The sequence below is a fragment of the Streptomyces sp. NBC_01478 genome, from assembly GCF_036227225.1.
Lineage (GTDB): Bacteria > Actinomycetota > Actinomycetes > Streptomycetales > Streptomycetaceae > Streptomyces.
In genome coordinates this window covers 12085722-12107692 of sequence record NZ_CP109444.1, presented here as the reverse complement: position 1 = coordinate 12107692, position 21971 = coordinate 12085722, and the positions used below count along the sequence as shown (strand labels likewise).

Genomic DNA, 21971 nt, shown 5'->3' with positions numbered 1-21971 from the left:
CCGCTGTTCCCGGCTCGTCCAACGAGCCCTCAACTGACTCGGGTTGACTGTCCTCGCCGTGTCGGCGGCCGGCGTCCTCGGAGGCTGTCCTGGCCGCTGCGGACGGGATGGGAGGTGTCGGGAAGCTCAGAGGCCGATTACCCGCCCAGCGCGGAGCCTGGTCGGACGGCTCGGTCAGGGCTTCGGCGGGGTTGTCCGGCACGGCAGCGCCGGAAGACGCCTCACCGGCGGTGTGGGATGAACGCGAGGAGGGCACCCTGGGACTCCAAAGCAGAAGCGGCAAGCGGGTTGCGAGGGGAAGGTCGGGCAGTCGGCTCGGCAGCGGCCGCCAGCAGGATGCGGAACGACCATGCCGCCAAAAATGTAACGCTGCCACCCATCCTAGCTGACGGTACATAACATTGGCGCGAATTATGTAACGCCAGGGTTGGCGTCGCGGGTGATCCCGCCCGGTCCTGCCCGGGAGGATGGTTGGCAATGGGCGGAAGGCGGCAGACAGGTGGTCCGGGAGCCGTCAGGCTCCATGGGCAACCTGCCCCGTGGGGGTGGCGCGCTCTACCAAGACCTTCAACTGGGCTCGGAAGGCGGCCTGCTCAGCGGCCCGCGCTTGCTTCTGGGCCTCGTCCTCCGGCTCGTCGTCACCCTCGGGTTCGTCGTAGTCCTCGTACAGCCAGTCGTCCACAGCCTGCCGATACGCCCTCTCGCACATCCGTTCCTCGTAGTCCTCGTACGTCTCGTCCGGATGGACCTGCCCGGTGCGGCGCTTGATCTCCCCGTCGCGCTCGCGGCGTTCCAGGTACTCCTGCACGACCGGGTCGCCATCCGCGCATGTATACCCCCCTCTCATGGGCAGTTCTGGCGGCTGCAGGTGGTGCTCAATACGGTCGAGGACCGCCTGCCACTCGCCGGCGGGCACGTCGAAGGCTTTCAGGAGCGCGGCCAACTGCTCACGGCTGGGCAGGATGTCCCCGCCCAGGACAGGTGGGCCGTCGAACGCGGCACCCGGTGCCCGTCGGCGCCGGTCGCCCGCTCGATGGCGCTGTACGAGGGCTGGCCGGCCCGCAGGCTCAGCCGGGTCAATGCCTGTCCCAGGGAGGGCCGGGATACGGACCTGCCGGCCCGCAGGCCGCGGCCTGCCAGGTGCGGGCGCGCCTTCTCGATCGCGGCCGCCTTCCACAACTTCCGGGCTGGCCCCACAGCAACAGTCGCCGGCTGAGCCTGCTCCCACGCAACTCATCAGTGTCAGAGCTGGGACTTATCATCCGACGCATGAACGACGAAGTAGCCAAACACGTCTTCATCTCCTACGTCCGTGAGGACTCGGATCAGGTGGACGGCCTCTGCGCTGTCCTGGAGGCGGCCCAGATCCCGTACTGGCGCGACCGCAAGGACCTCGGGCCGGGCGATGCCTGGAGAGCCAAGATCCGGGCGGCGGTCAGAGACAGATCACTCGTCTTCCTGGCCTGCTTCTCGGACAGCTCCCGGGCCAAGGACAAGTCCTACATGAACGAGGAACTCGCCCTCGCCGTCGAGGAGTTCCGCCAGATGCCACCCGGACGCGTCTGGCTGATCCCTGTGAGACTCGACGCGGGCGACGTCCCCGACTGGGACCTGGGGGCAGGACGTGTGCTGAGCGACCTCAACTACTCGGACCTGTTCGGCAAGGACCACATGGCCCACGCGGCCAGGCTCGTCACCACGATCAGTCGCCTGCTCGGTGAGAAAAGGCCCGACCCGGCTACCGCCCTCGCCGCCGTCGAGCAGGCAGCCTCCGCGGACCGGGCGGACCTTCTCAAGCGACTCACCAAGGAGATGCTCCTCGAACCCTCACGGCGCATTGAGTTGGACGACCTGGTCTCGCAGGAAGTCCAGCGTGTGCTCGCAGTCCTCAAAGACACGGGCCGGCTGACCGGACCGCTGGACGGCACGAACGAGGAGCAGATCGTTCGTATCGCCGAGGAGGCACAAGACCTTTGGACCCTCTCCGAGCCGTTCTGTGCGTCGCTTCAGGTGGCGTCTCGTTGGGGAACGCCCGAATCGTTGACGCCGTGGACGAGTGGCATTCGCTCCTTCGTCGCGGCGGCGACCAAACCGGAGAGCGGGAAGGCGGCGCTCATCGAACTCCGCCACCTCCCGGGCATGGTTGGCATCATGACCGCCGCGCTCGCGTGCGCATCGAGCGGCAACTGGGCCAGCCTCAAGTCACTCGTCGTCGACCCGTCGGTCAGGGACAAGTACGAGCAGAAGCCGACACCCATCATCGAAGCAACCGATCCGCACAAGCCGTTCGGCGGCTCCGCGAGCTTGGTTGCCAATGCCCTCGCCCGCGCCACCACGACGGGAAGGGACTTGGACGAGGCGTTGAAGGACTTCACGGAACGCAGGGACGGCATGTACCACACGCCGGTTGCCGAGTGGCTGCATCACGTCCTTCGCCCGATCTTCTCGGACCAGTGGCCAGACGATGACGCGTACAGCGCGGAGTTCGACCGGGCCGAAGCGGTGCTCGGGTTGCTCGCCCAAGACGTGGTGAACGTGCGTGCGGCCGCAAACCCGCAGAAGCCGTCGTGGAGCCGCTCCCACTGGTACGGGCGGTCGACCTGGCGGTCCGAGAGCCACGGCAACGCAGTTGCCGACCTCGTGCACGAGGACGAGACTCAAGGTGCCCAATGGGGCCCTCTCACCAGTGGGTTGTTCGGCGGCGACAAGGACCGCGCCCGGGCTGCACTAGAGGCCTACCAGACGACCTTCAACAAAATCGCGAGCCAGCAGTTCTAGCGGGCGCTGGCGATGCCCGCCTCCTCGAGTCAGGTTCGCTCGGCGCCAAGACCAGCCTCCGCTACACAACTGCCATCACCGTCACGGCGGGCGCGCTCAACGTCGGCGAGGCGCGCGCGCATCCCGATGGTGGAAGTGAGGCAGGGGTTCATCGGTGAGCCCCCGCCAACTCACGTCGGGAACTTCGAGTCTTGTTGCCTCCGATCCGCTACGCCAGTTGATCAGAGCGCCTACCACGAGTTCGATGTAGTCGAGCATTTCCCCGATCATCCCATCGGTATCGACGGCAGCTACTTCTCCCGGGTCCGAGGACGCCTGCTTTCGCATGACCCCCAGCGCTTCGAACACCAAGTTGTAGGTGTCAGCTACAGCCAGGCGTAGTGGTGGTTCCGATAACGCGGAAAACCGGACAATGCACATGTCGCCGAACTTGTCCGCTGCCTGCCACAGCGTGGACCAGTCACCGCGAGGCGGCTGCCATGGCTGTGGCCTGAAGGCTGCATGGAGTTGGAGCAGCCCCTCCGCGATGTCCTCTGCAGCTCCGAACGCTAGCTGTTCGCGCGCGGACTTCCTCTCATGCCATCTCGTAGCGTAAAACGTGCCGACGGCGAGGACACCAGACAACAGTGCCCCCAGCAGCGCGGAGCCGCTGCCATCCCAAAAGCCCCCCGCAAGATTCACAGCCCGCCCCCAAGCAACGCGACTACGGCAAACCCCGCTCTGCCAAGCGTTCACAGAGGCCGTGACAGATGCGCCGGATCTTCGCCAATGTCGCATGTGGTCCCGAATTGAGTCGCCCTCCGGAACCATCACAGCACTGCCGATCCTTACCAACCACCCACAAAGCGGGGCCCGTTAGGTCGCCATGGTGGAACTACTACACGTCGCCCAGCCAGCTTGAGCATCCTGAGCCGGTTGGCATGGTCTTCCGCGACACCGGGGTTCCATGGGTTGGCAGAGGCCAGCGGCGACGGCGGTGAGCACCTCGCTGGCCAGGGGATTTCCGGCGTCGGCCCCGGGCTCACAGCGCCCACGGATCAGTGCTGAGGGCGAACGCGGTGGCGTCTGTCTCCGGGGGAAGCAGGTCAGGCGCGTCCTCGATCAGGGGTCGTGTCGCCCTCCGAGGCTGGCCAGCCGAACGGGTCCGTATGCTCGATGTCGTCCGTCCAGTAGCCGTACCGGTCGCCGAGTACCGACAGTAGTGCCTGAGGGTCGAGCCGGCCGGGGCGGATGGCGAGGCCGCGCGCAGTGCTCACCGCAGCCACGGACAGATGCGAGCGCAGGGCATGTTCGGTGAATGCCTCGGCAGGAACAGACGGGTCGTCGGGAAGCTCGGGTGCCTGCATGGCGGCGAGGATGCGAGCTCGGTGTTCCGAGGAATCGCCCAGGGAGGGGCGCAGGTCCTGCTGCTGGGCGCGATGGTTTCCGGCGGCGTTGGCGATGGCGGTCAGCAGGTGCCAGTCGCGCCACCCTTCCTGCCTCAACTGCGTGGCTGTACGCCGGAAGCCGGGGTCCGCGGCCAGGCGGGGAAGGGTGTATCTGGGCCTTGCACCGACAGGGGCGGGCCCTGCTCTGATGGCTGCTGACTCCAACCGATGCGTGAACAGGGACTGCATGGGTCTCGCGTTGCAGCGCGGGACCGCTGAGAGCCGGTACCGCCCTGCGGTACCGGCTCTTGCTGTGTGACGTGCGCGTTTGCCCGGCTGGGTCGGCAGCCTGCTCGCCCTGCGCGGTGCCGGTGACATCGTCGGCGAGATGCCGACGGCGAGCCTGGGCCGCTGGGAGCGGACTCAGTCGACGGCGAGTGCGTCCAGCAGCTGCCGCAGCGCCTGCACGGCATTCCGTGTACCGGAGGCGTCCACCGCCTCGAGCACCGTCGCCGCCGGGTCGAGGACAGCGGCCAGGCGCCCGGCCCGGATCGAGGCCGGCACATCGCGCAAGGTGGCCCGGACGACGGAGCCGTTCCATCGCATCCTGGCCAGATCCCCGGCGAGCGTGAATTCCCCGTCCGCCGGGAACCAGCTCCCGCTCTCGTACTCCGCCAGGAGTACGAGAGCGTCCCGCTCAACGGCATCGGTCAGCGCGGCAGTGGCCATACGCTTTCAACGAGCCACAGCGTCCCGCGTGGCGGTGCAGGCGCGCTCAAACAGTTGTGATTGTCGACCATTCGTGGGGCCAGGAACGTGCATCCGGGGCGGCGCCCCCAGGCGGTGGGCGGTTTCGACCTCTGCCTGGGGGTGATCACCACGGGCGAAGCGCATGGTGATGCCGACCGTAGTGAACGTCGCCTGGAGTCAAAGACGAGCGTGTCAGACCTGCGGGTTGCCATTGGCGCTCTGCGCGGCGACCGGCTGCAGCGCGTCCCAGTGTTCGACGATCTTGCCGTTCACGTCGAAGCGGAAGGTGTCGACTTCGACGGTGCCGCGGTCGGCGGCATTGAACTTGGACAGGCTTTCCACGACGACGAGGTTGTCCTGGGTGATAGTCCGCTTGAAGTCCAGGGAGATGTCCGGGTACTGCTTGATGTAGCTGGTGATTCCGGCGACGAACGCGTCGCGGCCGTTGCCGATGTTCGGGTTGTGCTGGATGTAGGTGCGGGCACTGATGTACTTCTCTGCGGCCTTCTTCGCGTCGTGTTCGTTGAACGCGATGTTCAGGACCCCGATCGCGGCCCTCTCGTTCCTCCACTCCCGGTTGGAGGCCTGGGAAGCGACTGCCGTACCGCTGTGGTTCGGAGTGGCAAGCGCGGTCGGGGCGAACAGGGCGCCGGCGGCGAGGGAGGCCGCGACGGCCGGCAGGGCGATACGAAGCTTGCGGTTCATGGGAGTGATCTTTTCCTTTTCGGACAGAGGATGACGAGCCGGTCACGGAACCGGGCCCACATTCCGTGGGTGCTGGGCTGTGACCTGCTTCGATCCTCCTGTCGACTGCCCCCGGGTGCGAGGTCTCCAGCGGAAAGCTTGTGGTCAGAATGCGACACGCGCGGAGGTGTCCGATGCACGGCGGCCGCTCCGCACTCCGGGGGGGGGACCGGTCTACGTGTGGTGGGTGTCCGGCAGCGGTCCGCAAGGCCGCCCACCACCTTTGAACAGGCGAGTCCCGCCCGGGGCATGCTCAGTCAGAGAGCACCGGCATCTCGACCGCCATGCTCCTTGGCGCCCCGCAACACGAGTACTGGCCAAGCGGAGCAGTTCCATGGTTGGCGTCTCGTGACGGTTCTTGCCGGCAACCGTCTCGGGTACCAAGCCGAGCAACTCTGAGGCAGCCCAAGCACCGGATGGGGAGATTCAGATTCAGATATCGCCGTCATGGTCGCTGCCCAGGGCTCGGGACCGGGGTTCATCGCTGAAGGATGCTGCACACCGTCCGGGATGCCGGCAGGCCGGGCCGCCCAGAGGGACGGGCGTTCCGAGAACCGTGACCCACTCGGTGGGCGTGGCAGTGAGCGGAGCCAGGTAACCATCCGGCCTCGCTTCTTCGGAAAGGTCATCGCAGCTTCCGCTGGTGTAGATCAACGCCACGGTCACGAGTTCAGGAAAGACGAGGTCGACCTGGCGCGCGGTTTTCGCATCTCTCGCCTATAGGCCAGCGAGGCCGTTCTCATTCTTCGCCGGCCAGACCCGGCCGCTGCCGCCCCATCCGTGGGGAACGCACGCTTGTCGGGGACCGCGTTGCACCACCTGCAGACAGACCGCGCACCGCCTGCTCGATTCCCGCCAGTTTCACCTCCAACTGCTTCGTTGGCCGGGTCTCCAGCAAGACCCACGCCATCGCGTCGAGGTCGACGGTGTACTCCATCGTCTCTACCGCCCCAGCAGGGCCGTCCGTATTCACCGTGAACGTGTACACGCGAGGCAAGGCGGTGTTCTGAAATCTCTCCTGGTTATCCAGAAGGAAGGTCAGGCGCCGCCCTGGCGGCAGCATGGGCATGGTTCGGGCCAGCACCTCCTGAATGACCCGCGTCAGGTCGGGCTGTCCTTCCGGAGGGGTCCAGCCCGACTCCAGCGGAGGGTCGCAGGAGATGTGGACGTTGCGGGCAACGGTCGAGCCGACGTTCTCGATGACGAGCACGATTCCGCCGCTGCTGAGCTCAGGTTGAATGTCGACGATCACGTACGGCTCGTTTTGCTCCCGGTGGATACGTTCCGCCAAGGCGAGCTGTTGAGCGGCTGATCTGCGGGCGATGTGCGCCTGCCAGGCGCTGATGACGGCCGCAACAACAGCGACAACAACTGCCCAGTCGCTGGCATCGATGGCCTTGAGGTGGTCCATGAGCTGACGCTATCCGCCGAGACTGACAGCGCATCGTACGCAGCCGTCACCGGTGCTGTCCGGCCAGTCGCGCCACCCTGCACGTCGGCACCAGGCACGTCCTGGCCTCACCCCCTGCCCGGCCGGCGGCTCGTCCGTCCGACGTCGCGCGCGAGCAACACCAAGCGCTGTACCAGGTCGCACAGGGAGGATGTCGGTGTCCGTGCTGCGGCGGGACCGGGGGGGCCGGGGGGGGGGCCGGCGTGGCAGACGACGGTGTCGTCGCGATCGTGACGACCCAGAAGGATGCCCCCCGGTTTCGGTGTCGTGGTCGTTGATGGCCAGCTCCATCGACCTGGGCACAGGACAGTCGCATGATCAGCCTGGTAGGTCCTGGTCGTCGGCACGGTCGTCCGGTGCCGGTTCGCCGGGTGGCGGGGGCTGGGACTGTCGCTCCCGCGTGGTCCATGCGCCGTAGAGCGCTGCAAGAGCGGCGGCGATGCCGACTATGGAGCCTGCCGAAACGCCGCGGAGTGTGAGCACAACACCGGCGGTCAGGATCGAGAGGAAGACGATCATGTCGAGGACGCGGTTGGAGTGCAGGCGCTGATGGTTCCTACCCATGGTGTCCTTCCGTTCCGAGTGGTTCAGCGGCCCGTCGGCTGTTCAGCGACGCTGCCAGCCGGGCCTGCACCCTTCGTAACCGCGGCGCGTCGGCTGTGGAAGAGATTCTTTGTTGCGTGGACGAAAGCGCTGGTCAGAATTTTTGCGTGGACCTGCGGGTAGCCTCATGTCATGTCAGGGCAGGGGGGTGCCGGCAGGCCCGATGGCGAAGCGTCTGCTCGGGGACGGGGGCGGCCGCGGGACAGTCTGGACGTAACCGGGCGCGATCCGCACATGCGCGAGTTCGCCCGGGAGTTACGAGAACTTGTGGGGAGCTCGTACAGAGCCTCGGGAGCTCCTATGAGTCCCGCGGAGATGTCCAGGGCTTGCAATGGCAAGAGACTCCTGCCGTTCGATACGCTCCGCAGGTTGTTGGCGTCCAAGGAGGCCACGCCCGAGTACGTCGAGTACTGGGAGCTGAGATGGGTCCTGGCCTATCAGCATCTGAAGGCTTCGGGAAGCAAGGCACTGGCCCGAAGGAAAGGCGAGGCGGAAAAAGCTACGGCGATCGCCGCGCAGAAGGCAGATCGCTTGCAAGCGCTCGCTGACCAGGTACAGGCCCAGCAGGACCACGCTCGTCACCAAGCTCTGCCCGGCGCCGAGCAACTGCTCGCCGAACTTGATCTCTCCCTGCCCAACTTCAGGCATAAGTTCGGCCGCGGCCCGGCGGCATGCTGGGGCGACCTCACCGACTATCTACGTCGGCTGGTTCTGCTCTTCACCGATCGCAAGGTCCGCGACGATCACGACGGGCACTCCATGAACGAGATACTCCCCCGCCTGGCTGGCCTGGCCGATGTCACGGGTGTCGCGGGGTGGCGGGAACTGGCCGAGCAGATCGCCGCAACCTACGAAGAAGCGCACCGTGAGGGCTGGGAGGTCATGCTCTCGCCGGGCCCCGAGCCCACTGCCCATGATGTCTACGTCGACAGGTACTCCGGCTTCCGCGCGCACGCGGGCCAGCGGGCCGCACAACTGGCCAGGGAGAGCGTCTTCCTGGCCGAGAAGCCGGCCCTCTCACCGCCCTCGCCCATAGATCTCGACCGCTACGACCCGCCGCGCAGCCACTACCGGCACGCCGTGCCTGTCAGCGCCGCGTGCGCCGGCGCTCTGCCCGCCGCATTGTGGGTGACGGGTGCGCCGGCACCCTGGCTGGCGGTCGGTTTCTACTCCCTCGTCGTCTTCGCGGGCATGCTGGCGGTCTGTCTGGTGACCAAAGCCAACGCGCGCCCCGACTAGCTAGGTCTCCCTTGTCGGCTGCTGCGGCCTGGAGCCCGGTATGCGTCTGCTGCAGGACGGCGCCCGTCGGACCTCTTTCCGAGCCTGATCGGACACTGGCGCGTTCATGAGAAAGTGAGCACGTCAGGCCCCCTTCCGGACGCATACGCACGGGAGCTGGAGCACGGGCGCACAGTACGGGAAGGAAGACGGGACGCGGGTGTACGTCACAAGGGTCCAGCTCACGGGCATCAAGGGCTTCAGCGGGAAACGCGCCATGGACGTGAAGCTGCCTGCACGGGGCGGCTGGACGGTACTCGCGGGGCGCAACGGTTCCGGGAAGTCGACACTGCTGCAGGCTCTTGCACTGGCACTGAGCGGGCCTGCGGTCGCGCGGAGCCTGGTCTCGGACTCCGGAGACTGGATCTCGGCAGGATCCCCGTCGGGTCACGTGGACGTTCGCGTGCAACCGGACACCGACGCCGACTCGTTCGTCGGCAAGGGCCGCACGCCAAAGCACGACTTCTCGCTGCGTATGCAGTGGGACCGCCCTGCCCCGGAGGCCGGCGAACAGCTGAGGGCACCCGGGACGCTGCAACCGCCGACCATGGAGATGCAGGGCCTCGTCGGTGAGGAGAGTGCCGCACGCGGGCCGTGGGCGCAGAACCCGCGCGGGTGGTTCTGCGCCGGCTACGGGCCCTTCCGAAGGCTCACAGGCGGCTCCAGCGAGGCCCAGAGGATCATGCGCGTGCAGGGGCCGACGGGGCGGATGGCCACACTGTTCCACGAGGATGCCTCGCTCGCGGAAGGGGTGTCGTGGCTGATCGATCTGCGTCTGAGGTCGCTGGAGACACGCGGCAGTACCGCCGGGCCGCTGCTGGAGAAGGTTCTGGCTCTGCTGCAGGACGGGCTGCTGCCGGACCAGTACCAGATCAGAGGAGTCACGGCGGACGGGCTGTGGGTGGCCGAAGAGGGCCGCAAGGACCGTTTTCCGCTGCGGGAGATGAGCGATGGCTACCGTGCGGTGGCTGCCTTGGTGCTCGACATGGTCCGGCAGATCTACGCCGTCTACGGCCAGTTGGAGACAGCTACGGCCGGAAGCAGCCCTGTCGCGGTCCTGGCGCCCGGAGTAGTGCTGATCGACGAAGTGGACGCGCACCTGCACGTCATCTGGCAGCGGAAGATCGGTGTCTGGCTGCGTGAGCACTTCCCGCACATCCAGTTCATTGTCTCCAGCCACAGTCCCTACATCTGCCAGGCAGCCGACGAGGGCGGTCTGATCCGCCTGCCGGGACCCGACGAACAGCGGCCACCGGCAGTGGTGGATGAGGATCTCTACCGCCGCGTCGTGTACGGCAGCAGTGACGACGCGGTCCTCTCGGAACTCTTCGGCCTCGAGACTCCCTACTCACGCCGGGCCGAGGAGCAGCGGAAACGGCTGGTGGCGCTGGAACGCAAGGTCTATGCCCAGTCGGCGACGCGGGAGGAGATCGCCGAGTACCAGGAGCTGAGCCGGCTGCTGACAAGCTCGGTACAGAGCCGGGTTGCCGAGGTGGCGGCCCGGCTGGAGCAGGACCGGTGATCTTCCTCAAACGCGTACCCGCTCCCCGGGCCACGCAGGTTCTTCTGGACCGGTGGACCGGCAGAGTCCAGGCTGCAGGAGCGACCACCATCGCAGCGCGTGGCGAGTGGATCAAGGCCCAGGCAGCCAAAAGGCATGTGAAGACACTGCTGGAGTCGATGGCGCACGGGGCTGCGCGGTGTATGTACTGCGATGACAGCCGCGGAACCGACATCGACCACTTCCAGCCGCTCGCTGTGGCACCCCTGCGGGCGTTCGTGTGGGCCAACCACCTGCTCGCCTGCTCACACTGCAACAGCAACGCCAAGAGAGACGCCTACCCGCTGGCCGCGGACGGCAGCTGCCTGCTGGTCGACCCCACCGCAGAAGACCCTGCCGAGCACCTGTTCCTGATGCTGCACAGCGGCGAGTACAGCCACCACACCGACAAGGGCAAGGAGACGATCCGGGTGTTCGGTCTCAACCGGGCCGACCTCATCAAAGGGCGCAAGGACGCTTTCTGTCTCGCCTGCTCCAACCTTCGCGACTGGCACGCACTGCACCAAGACGGCGATCCTGCAGCACACCGGGTGGCACAGGCCCTGCTCGACTCGCCGTTCGTTGACGTTGTGTACGCCATGCTGCGCCTCGACCCCGGCCTTGCCGAAACCGTGGTCGGTCAGCGGACCGTTCCCGCTCTCGAACGCTGGCGCAGCGTGTACGGAGCCGTGCCCGCCACAGCACCGTAATCACGCTCTCCCCCGTTCTCGGACGACCCGCCGCCCGCGTGTCGGCGCGGGATTCGTTCTGGCCCCAGCCGGGCGTCTGACGCCCGAGAATCCGCTGAGGGGCTGCGCTGCGTTCCAGACAGGCCGCAGCGTTCCAGATTCCGCGTCGCCTGGAGTCCTGTCCCCGATGAGTGACCGTCGGGCGCACAGCTCGCTCTCGTAGAACGCGAGGCCCCGGGCCAACGGTCACTTGCCCTCCCGATCCTGCGCAACTCTGTGGCAACGAGTCATCCGAAGGAGTGCCTTTCTGGAGACTCCTCCCAGAAGAGTGGCCCGTCTTCCTACCCTCATTGAGATGGAAGTCGAATATCTACGCCATGGCGTGCCTTTGGCGGGCTACCGACTGACCAAGGCCGACCATCGCCGGCAGCAAGAGGCTGTGCAGATGCATGAGTGGATTCAGCGTCAGCTCGCCAAGGCTCCTCCCTGGTCAGAAGAGCGTCGGGAGCGGATGCGCCGGCTCCTTGGGCCTCCGACTCCTCCGTGGGAACTGCAGAGGTGGCGGCTGCGCTTGTACTGCGGACACGTCATCGAGGCGATCCGTATCCAGAAGAGCCCACGGCCCGATGGAGGAGTCTGCGACAAGGAGAGCTGCCCAGAGTGCGGGCTAGACCCAGCCGTGATCGTCGCCTTCGAGCCCCTGGGACCAGTCGCCGAACCTCCAGCAGAAGACTGCTCTCAAAGGCCCAGCCGCTCCGCCCGGAGGCCGCCCGCAAATCGGCGCAGCAAGACCGAACTGGTAGCCGAGAACAACGCACTGCGTGCGGAATTGGAGGCCCTGCGAGATCAGGCATAGCAAGTGATGAGAGCAAGCGGCATCTGTGCTGGACAACGTCGGCCTTTCGGCCAGGAAAGATGACCGCGCACGGCCAGTCTCCACGCGGTTTGAACGCTCCGGTTCTTGTGTGACTTACCGCCCGCGCGGGTGAGGTGGCAGCGGATCGTCACACGGCCCGGCTGCCGTCCCGCTACGAAGATCACAACCGTTTGTGATCTTCGAGAGGGAACCCCGTCGTGCGCTTCACCTCCACCGCCCGTACGGCCGCCGCCGCGCTGTCCATGCTCGCCGTCCTGCTCGCCCCGACCACCGCCCGCGCCGCCGAAGCCGAGCGCGTCGCCGCCCCTGGCGACACCGTGGCCCTGCCCGTCCGCGATGCCCTGGCCGCGCTGCCCGTCCAGACCGAGAACCGCACCGGCTACGAACGCACCAAGTTCCGCCACTGGACCGACGCGGACCACGACGGCTGCAACACCCGCCAGGAGGTCCTCAAAACCGAGGCCGTCCTCGCCCCGCAGCAAGGCTCGAACTGCACGCTGACCGGCGGCCAGTGGTACTCCCCCTACGACGACAAGTACTTCAGCGACGCCCGCGCCCTCGACATCGACCACCTCGTCCCCCTCGCCGAGGCCTGGGACTCCGGCGCCTCCGCCTGGACGGCCAAGGAACGCGAGGCCTACGCGAATGACCTGGGCGACGCCCGCGCCCTCATCGCGGTCTCCGCCGCCAGCAACCGCAGTAAAAGTGACCAGGACCCGAGCACCTGGCAGCCGCCCGCTCCCGGCTACCGCTGCCAGTACGCGACCGAATGGATCGCCGACAAGACCCGGTGGGGCCTGACCGTCGACCCCGCCGAACACGCCGCGCTCACCGACGCCTTGACCAGCTGCGCCGACCAGCCCGTCACTGTCACCCTCGCCCGCTGAAACAGGTCCGGCCCGTCGCTACGGGGGGAAGCGACGGGCCAGATGACTGCCACGGTCTCATACCCGCCGCCGCGGCACGCCGCCGCCCCTGAAGTCGCCCCCGCACCGCGGCGGCTGACGGCTCGTCCGCCTTGTGCGGTGCCTCAGCCGAGGCCGAGCCGGCTGAGCGCGGTGGTCCAGTCGGTGACGATCGCCTGCTGCGCGGCGGAGAGGGTGACCTTGCCCTTGCAGACCGCGGTGTGCAGCTTCGTCTCCACCGGATCCTTCTTGTTGTTGACCCCGGCGCCCTTGCGGTGGCCGGGGTCGGCGGGCTCCACCCACAGGTTGCGGTAGTCGTTCGGGTCCCCACCCAACTGCAGGCTGATCAAGTGGTCGTACTCGGCATCGCCCATGCGGCCGGTGAAGCCGTAGGAGGCGGCGTTCAGCTTCTTCTCCTTGCCCGTGACCGACGTGGAGGGGCGGATGCCGGAGGTGTAGCCGCCCTTGCGGCAGATCGTCGACTTCAGATTCAACTGCGTGACCGCCGGAGAGATCGCGCCCGGCGTGCACTTCGGATCCTCCAGCGGCTCCCCCTTCAGATACCGGTAATGGCAACTGCCTGCGGCAGGCTGCTGCTGCACCGTGTACGTCTTCTGCGGACCCGCCCCCACCGCGATCACCCGCCCGGCCCCGGCAGCACCCGCCGGACCCGCCGCAGCACTCGCGCTCCCGGACGGGGCGGAGCCGCCCAGCGACGTGGGCGAGCAGCCCGCGAGCATCAGGCAGGTGAACAGCACGGATGATGCGACGCGGCAGGTGGAACGCATGATGACCCCTCATGGACAGGCGGAAGCTGAGCAGATGCTGCCCTACCCGACCGGCGCCCTACCGCGCGGGGTACGGCGCGCAGGCGCACGGATGCCGCACCACCTGCGCCGTCGGCGTGCAACGCACGAACTCCACCCCGCATATGGCGGGGTGGAGTTCGTATGCGAGCGCCGGGCAGGCCTTGCACCTGTATCTCCCCGCAGGAGGCGGGACGTCTTTCCTTGGACCACCAACGCAGCACCAGCCGAACGGAGTTGCGGCGACCAGCTCAAGATCAGGTATACAGCCCGGGGGCGGCCCGAAGCCGCCGCAGCTGACCCCTCAGGCGCCAGCCGTACGCCTCCCGGCCGGCGAGCAGTGAGCGGCTGTGCCGGCTCTCTGGTTGGAGACGGAAGCCAGCAGTCAGGCGGCGAAGGTGCGGCGATATCTCGACGGGCTGGTCCTGGTCATCGCGGTGAAGTGGATGCGCAGTGACTCCGCGGAGCCGAAGCCGCATTGGTGGGCGATGTCGTCGATGCCGAGGCGAGTGGTCTCGAGGAGTTCGCGCGCGCAGGCTACGCGTTGCATGGCCACCCAGTTCATGACGCTCGTTCCGGTCACGGCCCGGAATCTGCGGCGCAGGGTTCGTGTGCTCATGTGGCTGTACTGGCTGACCGACTCCAGGGTGAGCGGCTCGTCGAGGTGTTCCAGGATCCAGGTGATCACCTCGGTGATCTCGGCGTCGCCGCCGGGCGGGATGTGCTCGATGAACTGGGCCTGTCCCCCTTCGCGGTGGGGCGGGCTGACCAGGAAGCGGGCCATCGTGTTCGCGGCGGCCTGGCCGTGGTCGAGCCGCAGGAGATGCAGGGACAGGTCGGTTCCGGCGAGGACACCCGCGGAGGTGAAGACGCCCGTGTCCTCGACGTAGAGCTCCTCTTCGCGGACCGTGACCGACGGGTGGCGGTCTCGCAGCAGCCTGGCCCAGTGCCAGTGGGTGGTGGCGCTGCGGCCGTCCAGGATCCCGGCCGCCGCCAGGGCGAAGGCGCCCGTGCAGATCGACACCATACGGCTGCCCCGGTTGTACGCGTCACGCAGCCGTTCGACCAGCTCGGCGTCCGGAGGCTCGGTGGGGTCCTGCACTCCGGCGACGATCACGGTGTCCGCCGTTTCCAGCCGGTCGAGCGGCTCGACCTCGCGGGGCACCAGCGGGTTTTCCGCGGGAACCGCACTCACCAAGGTCAGCTCGTAGGGGGCTCCGCCAGGCCAGCAGGCGGTCACGTAGTCCGGCCAGTGGCCGAACACCTGCTGGGGAACGGCTACGTCCAACAGGACATAGCCCGGCTGCACCACCACCGCGACCTTGGCCGGATCCTTGGGATTATTGTCCATCTGGCCATCGTACGACGGCCTCGGTCTTCCTAGGCTGGTCATGTCACACCGATCATGACTAGTAAGGAGATGCGCAATATGCATGTAGTCGTCGAGACCTGGACACCGAAGCCCGCGTTCTTCGCCGCCACCGAGGAGGCGCGGAACGACCTGTTCACAGGGATCCAGGAAGCCATGAAGCAGCTCGCGGAGATCGGATTCGTGACGCTCGGCTGGGGCAGGGCGGAACCGGCCACACTTTCGACGTCCTACGAGTGGTTCGCGGTCTGGCAGGCCCCTTCGAGGGAAGTGGCCGACGTGTTCCTGAACGGTGTCGAGAGCTCCGGCTGGTACACCTACTTCGAGCAGACCAACCTCGTGGGCGAGCTGCGGCCGGCCGAGACGGTCATCGCCGAGCACCTGGCACTGGGAGCTGAGGCCAAGTGAGCGCGCTCGACAATCTGCCGGAGAAGATCGGAGGGTGGCCGCGCACGGCCGCTACGGAGGCCGCTGTCGCCTTCGCTGCCGAGCACTCCCCGGAATGGCTGCTCAACCACACTGTCCGCAGCTACTTCTATGCCCGGAGTATCGCCGCCGCCAAGAACTTCGTTGCCGGCGCGGACTACGACGACGAGACGCTCTTCCTCGCCACGGTGCTGCACGACATCGGCCTGACCGACGAGGGCCAGGGACCGAACCGGTTCGAGGTGGACGGTGCGTTCCGGGCCGCTCGCTTCGCGCGGGAACACGGCCTGTCCGATGCCGCCGCCGACCAGATCTGGGACGCGGTGGCGCTGCACACCTCCCCGGGGATCGCGCCCCACAAGCACACGGTCGGCGCTCTCGCGCATTTCGGTATCGGCGCCGACATGTTCGCCTTCGGTATCGAGGAGGTGGACCGGGCGGTAGTGGACGCGGCGCACGAGGCGTTTCCCTATCTGGACCTGCGGAACAACATCCACGCGCAGTTGGTCCATCAGATCGACGAGCAGCCCTCGAAGTGGGCGCCGGTGTCGTTCGTCGACATCGTGTATCGCAAGCACCGGCCGGACAATCCGTTCCCCGGGCTGGACGAACTGGTCGCCGCCCCGGTGCGTCCGGAGTAACGACGTCTCGCGGTAGCTGCGGTCGCGGATACACCGTGGCCGTTTGCCGGCGGGCAGCTGCGACAAGAAGACGCGGAGCCGGGCACCCCTCGTGCCTAGCTCCGCGGTGCGACCTCGGCCGCTGCCGCGATGTCGGCCACCGTGTGCGGCGTGGCGGCCACGGTCGCCTCGCCCGCAACCCTTGCCGAAGCCGAGGCCGACTTCCTCGAAGCGCGCCGTCTGGGCATCGACGCCCACCCGACACTGCTGCGGAACACCGCCCACGGCACCGACCGCCTGGGCGGCCTGGTCACCTCGGCCGACGCCCTGGACCAGCACGTGGCCACCACCACCGCCGCCTGGAGCCACCCCTCAGCACTCTGTGAACGAAAGCGCACCCATGTCCGCCCTGATCCAGAACGTCCGCGCCGCCGGTGACACCGGTCTGGACAATGCGTCCGTCCTGATCACGGGCGAGCGCGAAGCACTCCTGGCCGACGGCCAGTTCACGCTCGCCGAGCAGCACCGGGTCCTGAAGGACGTCCTCGACAGCGGCAAGGAGCTGACCACCGTCATGGTCATCACCGCCGACCCGGATCACTGTCCGAAAGAAGCGTTGATCGAGCGTTGTCCGGATCTGGGCCTGCTGGTGTTTCTGGACCTGGGCACCAGGGTCGCCACCGGCGTGATGGCCCGGGGTTGACCGTGTCCACGATTGCTTGTGTACCTGCGCGGCGGACTACTGATACCACCGCCTCGGTGGCGATGGCCGCGGAGTTCGCCCTTACTGGCGGTGTCCTGTTCGTCGTGGTGACCACTGTCCGTTGGGTAACGGCATCACCACTCAGCCGGGCCCTGCCAAAACCGCATCTTCAGCTTGTGGTCGTGGCGGTGATCGTCGGCGCGGCGCTCGCGGGGGCGCTGTCCTCTCCATGGGGCCGCTATTCCGGCGGACATCTCAACCCCGCGGTGACCTTCGGTCTGTGGCTGACCGGTGCCTTCCCCGGCCGCCGGGTTCCGACGTACTTCGCTGCACAGCTCACCGGTTCCGTGGCGGGGACCGGCCTGGCCCGCCTCGTGTGGGGCCCGGTCCTCGGAGACCGGATGGCCTACGCCGCGGTTGAACCCGCTCCCTCCTGCTCGCCGGCCCTACTGTTCACCGTCGAAGCCGTGTCTACCGGCGCCGTCCTCACCGTCACCCTGCTGCTGATGTCCCGTCGCGCGTGGACACGCTGGATCCCGCTGGCCCGCCCCGCCGCCACCGCTGTGGTCATGATTGCCCTCGGCACCCTCACTGGCGGGTCCGCCAATCCCGCCCGTCAGTTCGGCCCCGCTCTGTGGGCCCACCGACCGGATGACTGGTCACACCTGTGGCTCTATCTGCTGGCGCCCCTTGCAGGTGCGGCCATCACCGGCGGGGTCGCCCGGTGCCAGGCATATCGCCTGTCCATCCCCCGAAGAGCGGCGGCGGACGGTCGCGCGAGAAGCGATCGGAGACTGGCCGATGCGCTGGTGGAAGAGCTTGCTGAAGTTGGTCGCGCCGCTGAAGCCGAACTGCGCCGCGATACGGGAGGCCGGCGGGTCGCTGTGTGCCAGGATCGAGCAGCGCCGCGCGGGCGTCATACGCGGTGATCGGACGCTTCGGGCCGGAGTGTCGACGGTGTGGATACGGGCTGGCTCGGGCCCGATTGCCCTGGGCTGCCGCTCCACGGCGAAGCCGGTCGCCTTCGCCCTGCGGCGAAGGCAGGCAGGGCTACTGACGCGTCTGGGCAGGCTGAGCCGCTGCGGGGGCTTCGGCGCAAACCGGCGCCTTGAAGACGGACCGCGCTGAAGACGCAGGTAGACCCACGGTCTCGTTGTCGGTGATCTGCTCTTCGAGACGCCGCATGGCCGCTCAAAGCGAGGTGTATCAGCCGGTAGCGCGGACATGGCCTGGCACCGCCGGCCACATCGATGCCTCTCACCCCAGCTCGGCCTGGCGGCGGAAACCTCACCCATTCATGTGATGGAGCATCACGCAGCCGCCGTGCTCAGCTGAGCCCCGCTACCCAAGCCCCCCTTTACGGACGGCGCCCGCCGCCGACATGCCCCGGAGGACTCCGATGCGCCTCTCCCTCAAGGACGCCCAGACCGTCATCGAACGAGCCTGCGCCCACGCGGACGGCCTCGGCGTCCCGATGAACATCGCTGTCGTGGACGGCGGCGGCCACCTCCTCGCCTTCGCCCGCATGGACGGCGCCATCCTCGGCTCGATCGATATCGCCCTCACCAAGGCCAAAACCTCGATCCTGTTCAACGCGCCCAGCGAGAACCTCTGGGAATACTGCAAACCCGGCGGCCCCGCGCCCGCCACCGAGTACACCAACGGTGGCCTCATCCCCTATGCCGGGGGCATCCCTCTGTACGACGAGACCGGAACCCTCATCGGCGCGATCGGTGTCTCGGGAGGTCTGCCCGTCCAGGACGGCGAGGTCGCCCGCGCGGGCGCGGCCGCCGTATGACCTCGGGATCCGTTTTCTCCACTCCCCCAGCCGATCGCCCTTCACGGAGGTCCGTCATGAAGAAGATCCTCATCACCGGCGCCGGCACCGGGCTCGGCCGCGGCACTGCCATCGGCCTGGCCCAGGCCGGTCACCAGGTCATCGCCGCCACCGAGTTGTGGTCCCAGGTCACCGAACTGCGCCGGCACGTCGAAACGCTCGGCCTCCAGGACCGCGTCACCGTCGACAAACTCGACGTCCTCGACGACGCTGACATCGCCGCGGCCGTCACCTGGGACTTCGACACCCTCGTCAGCAACGCCGGCATCGGCGAGTGCGGGCCGATGGCCGAAGTCCCCGTCGACCTGGTACGCCGCACCTTCGAGACCAACGTCTTCGGCAACCTCCATCTCATGCAGCGGGCCATCCGCAAGTTCGTCGACGCCGGCACCGCGGGCCGCATCGTCATCGTCAGTTCCATGGGCGGCTTCCTCACCGCCTACGGCCTGGGCCCCTACTGCGCCAGCAAGCACGCCCTGGAGGCCATCGCCGCCAGTCTGCGCGACGAACTCGCGCCCACCGGCATCACCGTCCAGACCATCAACCCCGGCGCCTACGACACCGGCTTCAACGACCGCATTGCAGACACCACCTACCGCTGGCACGACGACGCCATCAATTTCACCCGCGAAGCCGACATCCGCGCCAACTTCGCCGAAATCATGAAGGGCCAGCACGACCCTCAGGACATGATCGACAAAATGGTCGAGGTCATCGGCGCCGCCGACGGCGCCTACCGCAACGTGTGGCCGCCCGCCACCGAAGACCTCGTCAAGCAGATCCAGGAAAACGCCTGGACGCTCCCCGTCAACCGGGACTGACCGAGGGGGCGGCGATTCGGGCGGCCAGGTGGGCGGGGAGAGCCTGAGCGGTTTCCGCGTCGTCGGGTGGAAACGACAGCGCCGAGAACCGACCTCGCCATTGCTCCCGCTCTCGGCCCTGTGAACCGAGGGAGGACCACCCAACCGGGCCCGCCGCGAAGAGGACGGGTCCGCGCAGGGCTTTCCACGGGGGACACGCCAGCATTCGCGGCACTACGCAACTCTCACACGGCTCTCGATTCCGGTCTCTCACTCAATCAGGTGACGAGTGCCGGCCTGGCCTGTACTGGCCTGAGCAGGCTTCTGCTTCACCAGCACAGTTCCGCGGCTTGTACACCGCCCCTGAGCAGGACAAGTTCGGCTGGGAACGCCGCAGTTCAGCCGGCACGTCGATCGCACCTGCGGCGGCACCGGTGAGGTGCTGGGTGCCCCCGATGGAGACGTCACCGGTCGACCGCATGGACTGGCGCGGAGCTGCCGCGTCTCATCCCACGACCGGCGCGGCAGTCGGCCGGCGCCGGGTTGTCGCTTTCCCCGTGCCTGACCGGAACCGCTTCACTGGGTCGGGAACACGAAGCACCCCGGGACGGTGCCGTCCTTGGTGCCGGCCACGGTGTAGTGGTCTCCGACCTGGAACGTCAGGGCCTCCGTGTCGTGGTCCGGGTCGCCGTTCTGGAACCGCACCGTGTCCGTGTCGCCACCGCGCAACCAGCGGTCGACGTGGAAGAAGACCGAGGTCCCCTTGACAGAGGTGACGGTGCCCTCGAAGAGCGTCGGATACGTGCGCAGAATGGCCGGGGGGATTGGCCACGCGCACTTGCCCTGGGCCGTATTGCTCGCGGCAGTCAGAGCCAGCGGACCGGACGCGGACGAGTGACCGCTGTCGTCATTCAGCATGGTTCCTCCGGCGATGCCGCCTCCGAGGAGAAGCAGAGCGGCGGCTGCCGCGAGCGTGAGGAGACGGCGGCGTCCCCGTTCCGCGGCGGGCTTCGCAGGGTGGGGCGCGATGCCGTCGGCGGACTTCTCAGACTGGGGTGTGGTGTCCGTGCTCAAGGCGGCCTCCACAAGGCTGTAGATGTCGGGCAGCGGAGCACGTTTGGCCAGTGCCGGGTCCGCAGCCCTGAGTCGGGCCAGTAGCTCGTCGTCGCTCACTGACTGCTCCTTCCTTCATCCGGTTTGTGTCCGGGCCGGTCGGCGTTCTTTCGCGTCAGCTGAAGCTGTGCGGCGAGTTTCTTCTTCACCCGGTGGAGCCGTATGTTGACCGCATTGGAGGTGAGTCCGGTCGCCTCCGCGATCTGACGCGGCGCCAGGCCCTCCCACGCCCACAACCGCACCACCTCACGGTCCAGTTCCCCAAGGCGATCGAGCGCGGCATGCAGGTCGCTGTGCTCGACGGCCGTTGGCGGAGGATGCTGCTGTGTTCGGATCAGCCGCTCGACCAAGCGCAGCCTGCGGCCGTCAGCGCGCCGGGCGTTGGCCAGGCAGCCCCGTGCCACCCCGTAGCACCACGGCAGCACATCATCGGGATCGGGCGTGGGGCCGGCTCCAGCTCCGAGCCCGGGAACATCGTCGATGCGGCGCCACAGCACCAGCATCGTGTCTGACAGGACGTCATCGACCAGGTCGGGGTTCGTCCGCCGCAGCAGATACCGGTGCAGTGGTTCCGCCACCACACGCGCCAGTCCTTCGAAGCCCGCCTGTCGATTCCGGCGCAACTCCTGTTCCGTCATAGATTCCACAACCTGTCCTGTCCGGCAGCGGCCGGTTCCTTTCACCGCAGCTCCAGTCGGAACCACCACCGCGCGTTGCCGCGCGGGCCTGTCAACGGAACAGCCCCGCATGGCCTTCGGTGGGCAGGCCTGCTTGCCGTGTGTCAAAAGCAGCTCTCGACCGCGAGATGTTGTTGGTTCCTGTCGCGATCGATACCGCCCGCGGAGCCGCCTTCGCATAGGGGGGAACGCAGTTGGGCACACCAGCCGGAAGACCCCGGACCATCCTTGGGTCCGGGGTCTTCCGCTTCCACGTTCGACGCCCCGCAGCGTTCACGGACACCGCGGTGCGGCGTCGTCGAGGCCGGCGAACAGCTTGACCTTGAGCTCCGGGCGTTCGGGGGCGTTCTCCTGCACGAAACCGGCGTCGGCGGCCTGGCTCATGTCGGGCGTGAAGCTCAGGCGTTTGGGTGAGGCGCCGGGCGCAAGCCCGATCGAGGCGGGCCGCCTCCCGCGCCGTGTCCACGTAGGAAGCCAACTGTCTGGCGGAGTGCTGGCTTGCCGGGCAGTGCACTGCCCACAACCACGCTCGGATGAAGAGGACACCACGGCATCACGTGTAGTCCGTAGTCGGCAACCGACTCCACTACGCATGGGCCCGACAGCCCTCACCTGTTCGCGTGAGAGCGTCGGCATCAC

General features: G+C 67.5%; 25 protein-coding genes. 12 read left to right on the top strand and 13 right to left on the bottom strand.

Annotated elements, in window-relative coordinates; genetic code table 11:
• Positions 1-514: 514 nt before the first annotated feature.
• Complete coding sequence (locus OG223_RS53775) at positions 515-943, bottom strand: hypothetical protein (protein ID WP_329240484.1); 429 nt, start codon at positions 941-943, stop codon at positions 515-517.
• Complete coding sequence (locus OG223_RS53770) at positions 928-1197, bottom strand: hypothetical protein (RefSeq protein WP_329240487.1); 270 nt, start codon at positions 1195-1197, stop codon at positions 928-930. Before OG223_RS53770 ends, OG223_RS53775 begins: the two co-directional genes overlap by 16 nt.
• A gap of 72 nt (positions 1198-1269) precedes the next feature.
• On the opposite strand from OG223_RS53770, the gene OG223_RS53765 reads away from it, so the two are divergent.
• Positions 1270-2778, top strand: a complete 1509-nt coding sequence (locus tag OG223_RS53765; RefSeq protein WP_329240489.1) for a toll/interleukin-1 receptor domain-containing protein — start codon at positions 1270-1272, stop codon at positions 2776-2778.
• 96 nt (positions 2779-2874) lie between these two features.
• Here OG223_RS53765 and OG223_RS53760 read toward each other — a convergent pair whose 3' ends face one another.
• From OG223_RS53760 to OG223_RS53735, 6 genes are all read right to left on the bottom strand, one after another.
• On the bottom strand, positions 2875-3402 hold the full coding sequence (locus tag OG223_RS53760; protein ID WP_329240492.1) for a hypothetical protein: 528 nt from the start codon (positions 3400-3402) through the stop codon (positions 2875-2877).
• A gap of 461 nt (positions 3403-3863) precedes the next feature.
• Positions 3864-4262 carry a hypothetical protein gene (locus tag OG223_RS53755; protein ID WP_329240494.1) on the bottom strand — a complete coding sequence of 133 codons (399 nt, stop codon included), beginning with the start codon at positions 4260-4262 and terminating at the stop codon, positions 3864-3866.
• 306 nt (positions 4263-4568) lie between these two features.
• Positions 4569-4874, bottom strand: coding sequence for a hypothetical protein (locus OG223_RS53750; RefSeq protein WP_329240497.1), 306 nt, complete (start codon positions 4872-4874; stop codon positions 4569-4571).
• Between the two features lie 213 nt (positions 4875-5087).
• Positions 5088-5600 carry a nuclear transport factor 2 family protein gene (locus tag OG223_RS53745; RefSeq protein WP_329240500.1) on the bottom strand — a complete coding sequence of 171 codons (513 nt, stop codon included), beginning with the start codon at positions 5598-5600 and terminating at the stop codon, positions 5088-5090.
• A 778-nt stretch (positions 5601-6378) separates the two neighbouring features.
• Positions 6379-7050, bottom strand: a complete 672-nt coding sequence (locus tag OG223_RS53740; RefSeq protein ID WP_329240502.1) for a hypothetical protein — start codon at positions 7048-7050, stop codon at positions 6379-6381.
• 357 nt (positions 7051-7407) lie between these two features.
• Positions 7408-7653, bottom strand: coding sequence for a hypothetical protein (locus OG223_RS53735; protein ID WP_329240505.1), 246 nt, complete (start codon positions 7651-7653; stop codon positions 7408-7410).
• 411 nt (positions 7654-8064) lie between these two features.
• Here OG223_RS53735 and OG223_RS53730 point away from each other — a divergent pair, with 411 nt between their 5' ends.
• From OG223_RS53730 to OG223_RS53715, 4 genes are all read left to right on the top strand, one after another.
• Positions 8065-8931, top strand: coding sequence for a hypothetical protein (locus OG223_RS53730; RefSeq protein ID WP_329265061.1), 867 nt, complete (start codon positions 8065-8067; stop codon positions 8929-8931).
• 199 nt (positions 8932-9130) lie between these two features.
• A complete protein-coding gene (locus tag OG223_RS53725; protein WP_329240511.1) occupies positions 9131-10492 on the top strand; it encodes an AAA family ATPase in 1362 nt (453 codons plus the stop codon).
• On the top strand, positions 10489-11220 hold the full coding sequence (locus OG223_RS53720; RefSeq protein WP_329240514.1) for a hypothetical protein: 732 nt from the start codon (positions 10489-10491) through the stop codon (positions 11218-11220). Before OG223_RS53725 ends, OG223_RS53720 begins: the two co-directional genes overlap by 4 nt.
• Before the next feature lie 1098 nt (positions 11221-12318).
• Positions 12319-12963, top strand: a complete 645-nt coding sequence (locus OG223_RS53715; protein ID WP_329265063.1) for an HNH endonuclease family protein — start codon at positions 12319-12321, stop codon at positions 12961-12963.
• Between the two features lie 143 nt (positions 12964-13106).
• Here OG223_RS53715 and OG223_RS53710 read toward each other — a convergent pair whose 3' ends face one another.
• Both OG223_RS53710 and OG223_RS53705 read right to left on the bottom strand, forming a co-directional pair.
• Entirely contained in the window at positions 13107-13769 is a 663-nt protein-coding gene (locus OG223_RS53710; RefSeq protein WP_329240517.1) for a hypothetical protein, read from the bottom strand.
• A 403-nt stretch (positions 13770-14172) separates the two neighbouring features.
• Positions 14173-15138 (bottom strand): GlxA family transcriptional regulator, encoded by a 966-nt coding sequence (locus OG223_RS53705; RefSeq protein WP_329240520.1) that lies wholly within the window; start codon positions 15136-15138, stop codon positions 14173-14175.
• A gap of 78 nt (positions 15139-15216) precedes the next feature.
• Here OG223_RS53705 and OG223_RS53700 point away from each other — a divergent pair, with 78 nt between their 5' ends.
• The 7 genes from OG223_RS53700 to OG223_RS53670 all read left to right on the top strand — a co-directional run bounded on the left by OG223_RS53700 (position 15217) and on the right by OG223_RS53670 (position 19563).
• Entirely contained in the window at positions 15217-15564 is a 348-nt protein-coding gene (locus OG223_RS53700; protein WP_329240522.1) for a DUF6616 family protein, read from the top strand.
• Entirely contained in the window at positions 15561-16223 is a 663-nt protein-coding gene (locus OG223_RS53695) for an HD domain-containing protein (protein ID WP_329240525.1), read from the top strand. The genes OG223_RS53700 and OG223_RS53695 overlap by 4 nt, the downstream gene beginning before the upstream one ends.
• A gap of 150 nt (positions 16224-16373) precedes the next feature.
• The gene (locus OG223_RS53690; RefSeq protein WP_329240528.1) at positions 16374-16640 is read left to right on the top strand and encodes a hypothetical protein; all 267 of its coding nucleotides are present in this window, start codon (positions 16374-16376) and stop codon (positions 16638-16640) included.
• Positions 16603-16905 carry a hypothetical protein gene (locus OG223_RS53685; protein ID WP_329240531.1) on the top strand — a complete coding sequence of 101 codons (303 nt, stop codon included), beginning with the start codon at positions 16603-16605 and terminating at the stop codon, positions 16903-16905. The genes OG223_RS53690 and OG223_RS53685 overlap by 38 nt, the downstream gene beginning before the upstream one ends.
• 62 nt (positions 16906-16967) lie before the next feature.
• Positions 16968-17834: an MIP/aquaporin family protein gene (locus OG223_RS53680; protein ID WP_329265065.1), complete on the top strand. Its 867-nt coding sequence runs from the start codon at positions 16968-16970 to the stop codon at positions 17832-17834.
• Positions 17835-18304: 470 nt separating this feature from the next.
• Positions 18305-18703: a GlcG/HbpS family heme-binding protein gene (locus tag OG223_RS53675; RefSeq protein WP_329240534.1), complete on the top strand. Its 399-nt coding sequence runs from the start codon at positions 18305-18307 to the stop codon at positions 18701-18703.
• Positions 18704-18759: 56 nt separating this feature from the next.
• Entirely contained in the window at positions 18760-19563 is an 804-nt protein-coding gene (locus tag OG223_RS53670; protein ID WP_329240537.1) for an SDR family oxidoreductase, read from the top strand.
• Positions 19564-20118: 555 nt separating this feature from the next.
• Here the strand turns inward: OG223_RS53670 and OG223_RS53665 are convergent.
• The 3 genes from OG223_RS53665 to OG223_RS53655 form a co-directional block, all read right to left on the bottom strand.
• Positions 20119-20715, bottom strand: coding sequence for a hypothetical protein (locus OG223_RS53665; protein ID WP_329240540.1), 597 nt, complete (start codon positions 20713-20715; stop codon positions 20119-20121).
• The gene (locus tag OG223_RS53660) at positions 20712-21293 is read right to left on the bottom strand and encodes an RNA polymerase sigma factor (RefSeq protein WP_329240543.1); all 582 of its coding nucleotides are present in this window, start codon (positions 21291-21293) and stop codon (positions 20712-20714) included. Before OG223_RS53660 ends, OG223_RS53665 begins: the two co-directional genes overlap by 4 nt.
• Before the next feature lie 312 nt (positions 21294-21605).
• Positions 21606-21716: a hypothetical protein gene (locus OG223_RS53655; RefSeq protein ID WP_329265059.1), complete on the bottom strand. Its 111-nt coding sequence runs from the start codon at positions 21714-21716 to the stop codon at positions 21606-21608.
• Positions 21717-21971: the final 255 nt, after the last annotated feature.

Coding starts and splice junctions, on each gene's coding strand:
- OG223_RS53765 (WP_329240489.1), top strand. CDS start 1,270: ATGAACGACGAAGTAGCCAAACACGTCTTCATCTCCTACGTCCGTGAG.
- OG223_RS53750 (WP_329240497.1), bottom strand. CDS start 4,874: ATGGCCACTGCCGCGCTGACCGATGCCGTTGAGCGGGACGCTCTCGTA.
- OG223_RS53745 (WP_329240500.1), bottom strand. CDS start 5,600: ATGAACCGCAAGCTTCGTATCGCCCTGCCGGCCGTCGCGGCCTCCCTC.
- OG223_RS53740 (WP_329240502.1), bottom strand. CDS start 7,050: ATGGACCACCTCAAGGCCATCGATGCCAGCGACTGGGCAGTTGTTGTC.
- OG223_RS53735 (WP_329240505.1), bottom strand. CDS start 7,653: ATGGGTAGGAACCATCAGCGCCTGCACTCCAACCGCGTCCTCGACATG.
- OG223_RS53715 (WP_329265063.1), top strand. CDS start 12,319: ATGCTCGCCGTCCTGCTCGCCCCGACCACCGCCCGCGCCGCCGAAGCC.
- OG223_RS53710 (WP_329240517.1), bottom strand. CDS start 13,769: ATGCGTTCCACCTGCCGCGTCGCATCATCCGTGCTGTTCACCTGCCTG.
- OG223_RS53705 (WP_329240520.1), bottom strand. CDS start 15,138: ATGGACAATAATCCCAAGGATCCGGCCAAGGTCGCGGTGGTGGTGCAG.
- OG223_RS53700 (WP_329240522.1), top strand. CDS start 15,217: ATGCATGTAGTCGTCGAGACCTGGACACCGAAGCCCGCGTTCTTCGCC.
- OG223_RS53685 (WP_329240531.1), top strand. CDS start 16,603: ATGTCCGCCCTGATCCAGAACGTCCGCGCCGCCGGTGACACCGGTCTG.
- OG223_RS53680 (WP_329265065.1), top strand. CDS start 16,968: ATGGCCGCGGAGTTCGCCCTTACTGGCGGTGTCCTGTTCGTCGTGGTG.
- OG223_RS53675 (WP_329240534.1), top strand. CDS start 18,305: ATGCGCCTCTCCCTCAAGGACGCCCAGACCGTCATCGAACGAGCCTGC.
- OG223_RS53670 (WP_329240537.1), top strand. CDS start 18,760: ATGAAGAAGATCCTCATCACCGGCGCCGGCACCGGGCTCGGCCGCGGC.
- OG223_RS53660 (WP_329240543.1), bottom strand. CDS start 21,293: ATGACGGAACAGGAGTTGCGCCGGAATCGACAGGCGGGCTTCGAAGGA.
- OG223_RS53655 (WP_329265059.1), bottom strand. CDS start 21,716: ATGAGCCAGGCCGCCGACGCCGGTTTCGTGCAGGAGAACGCCCCCGAA.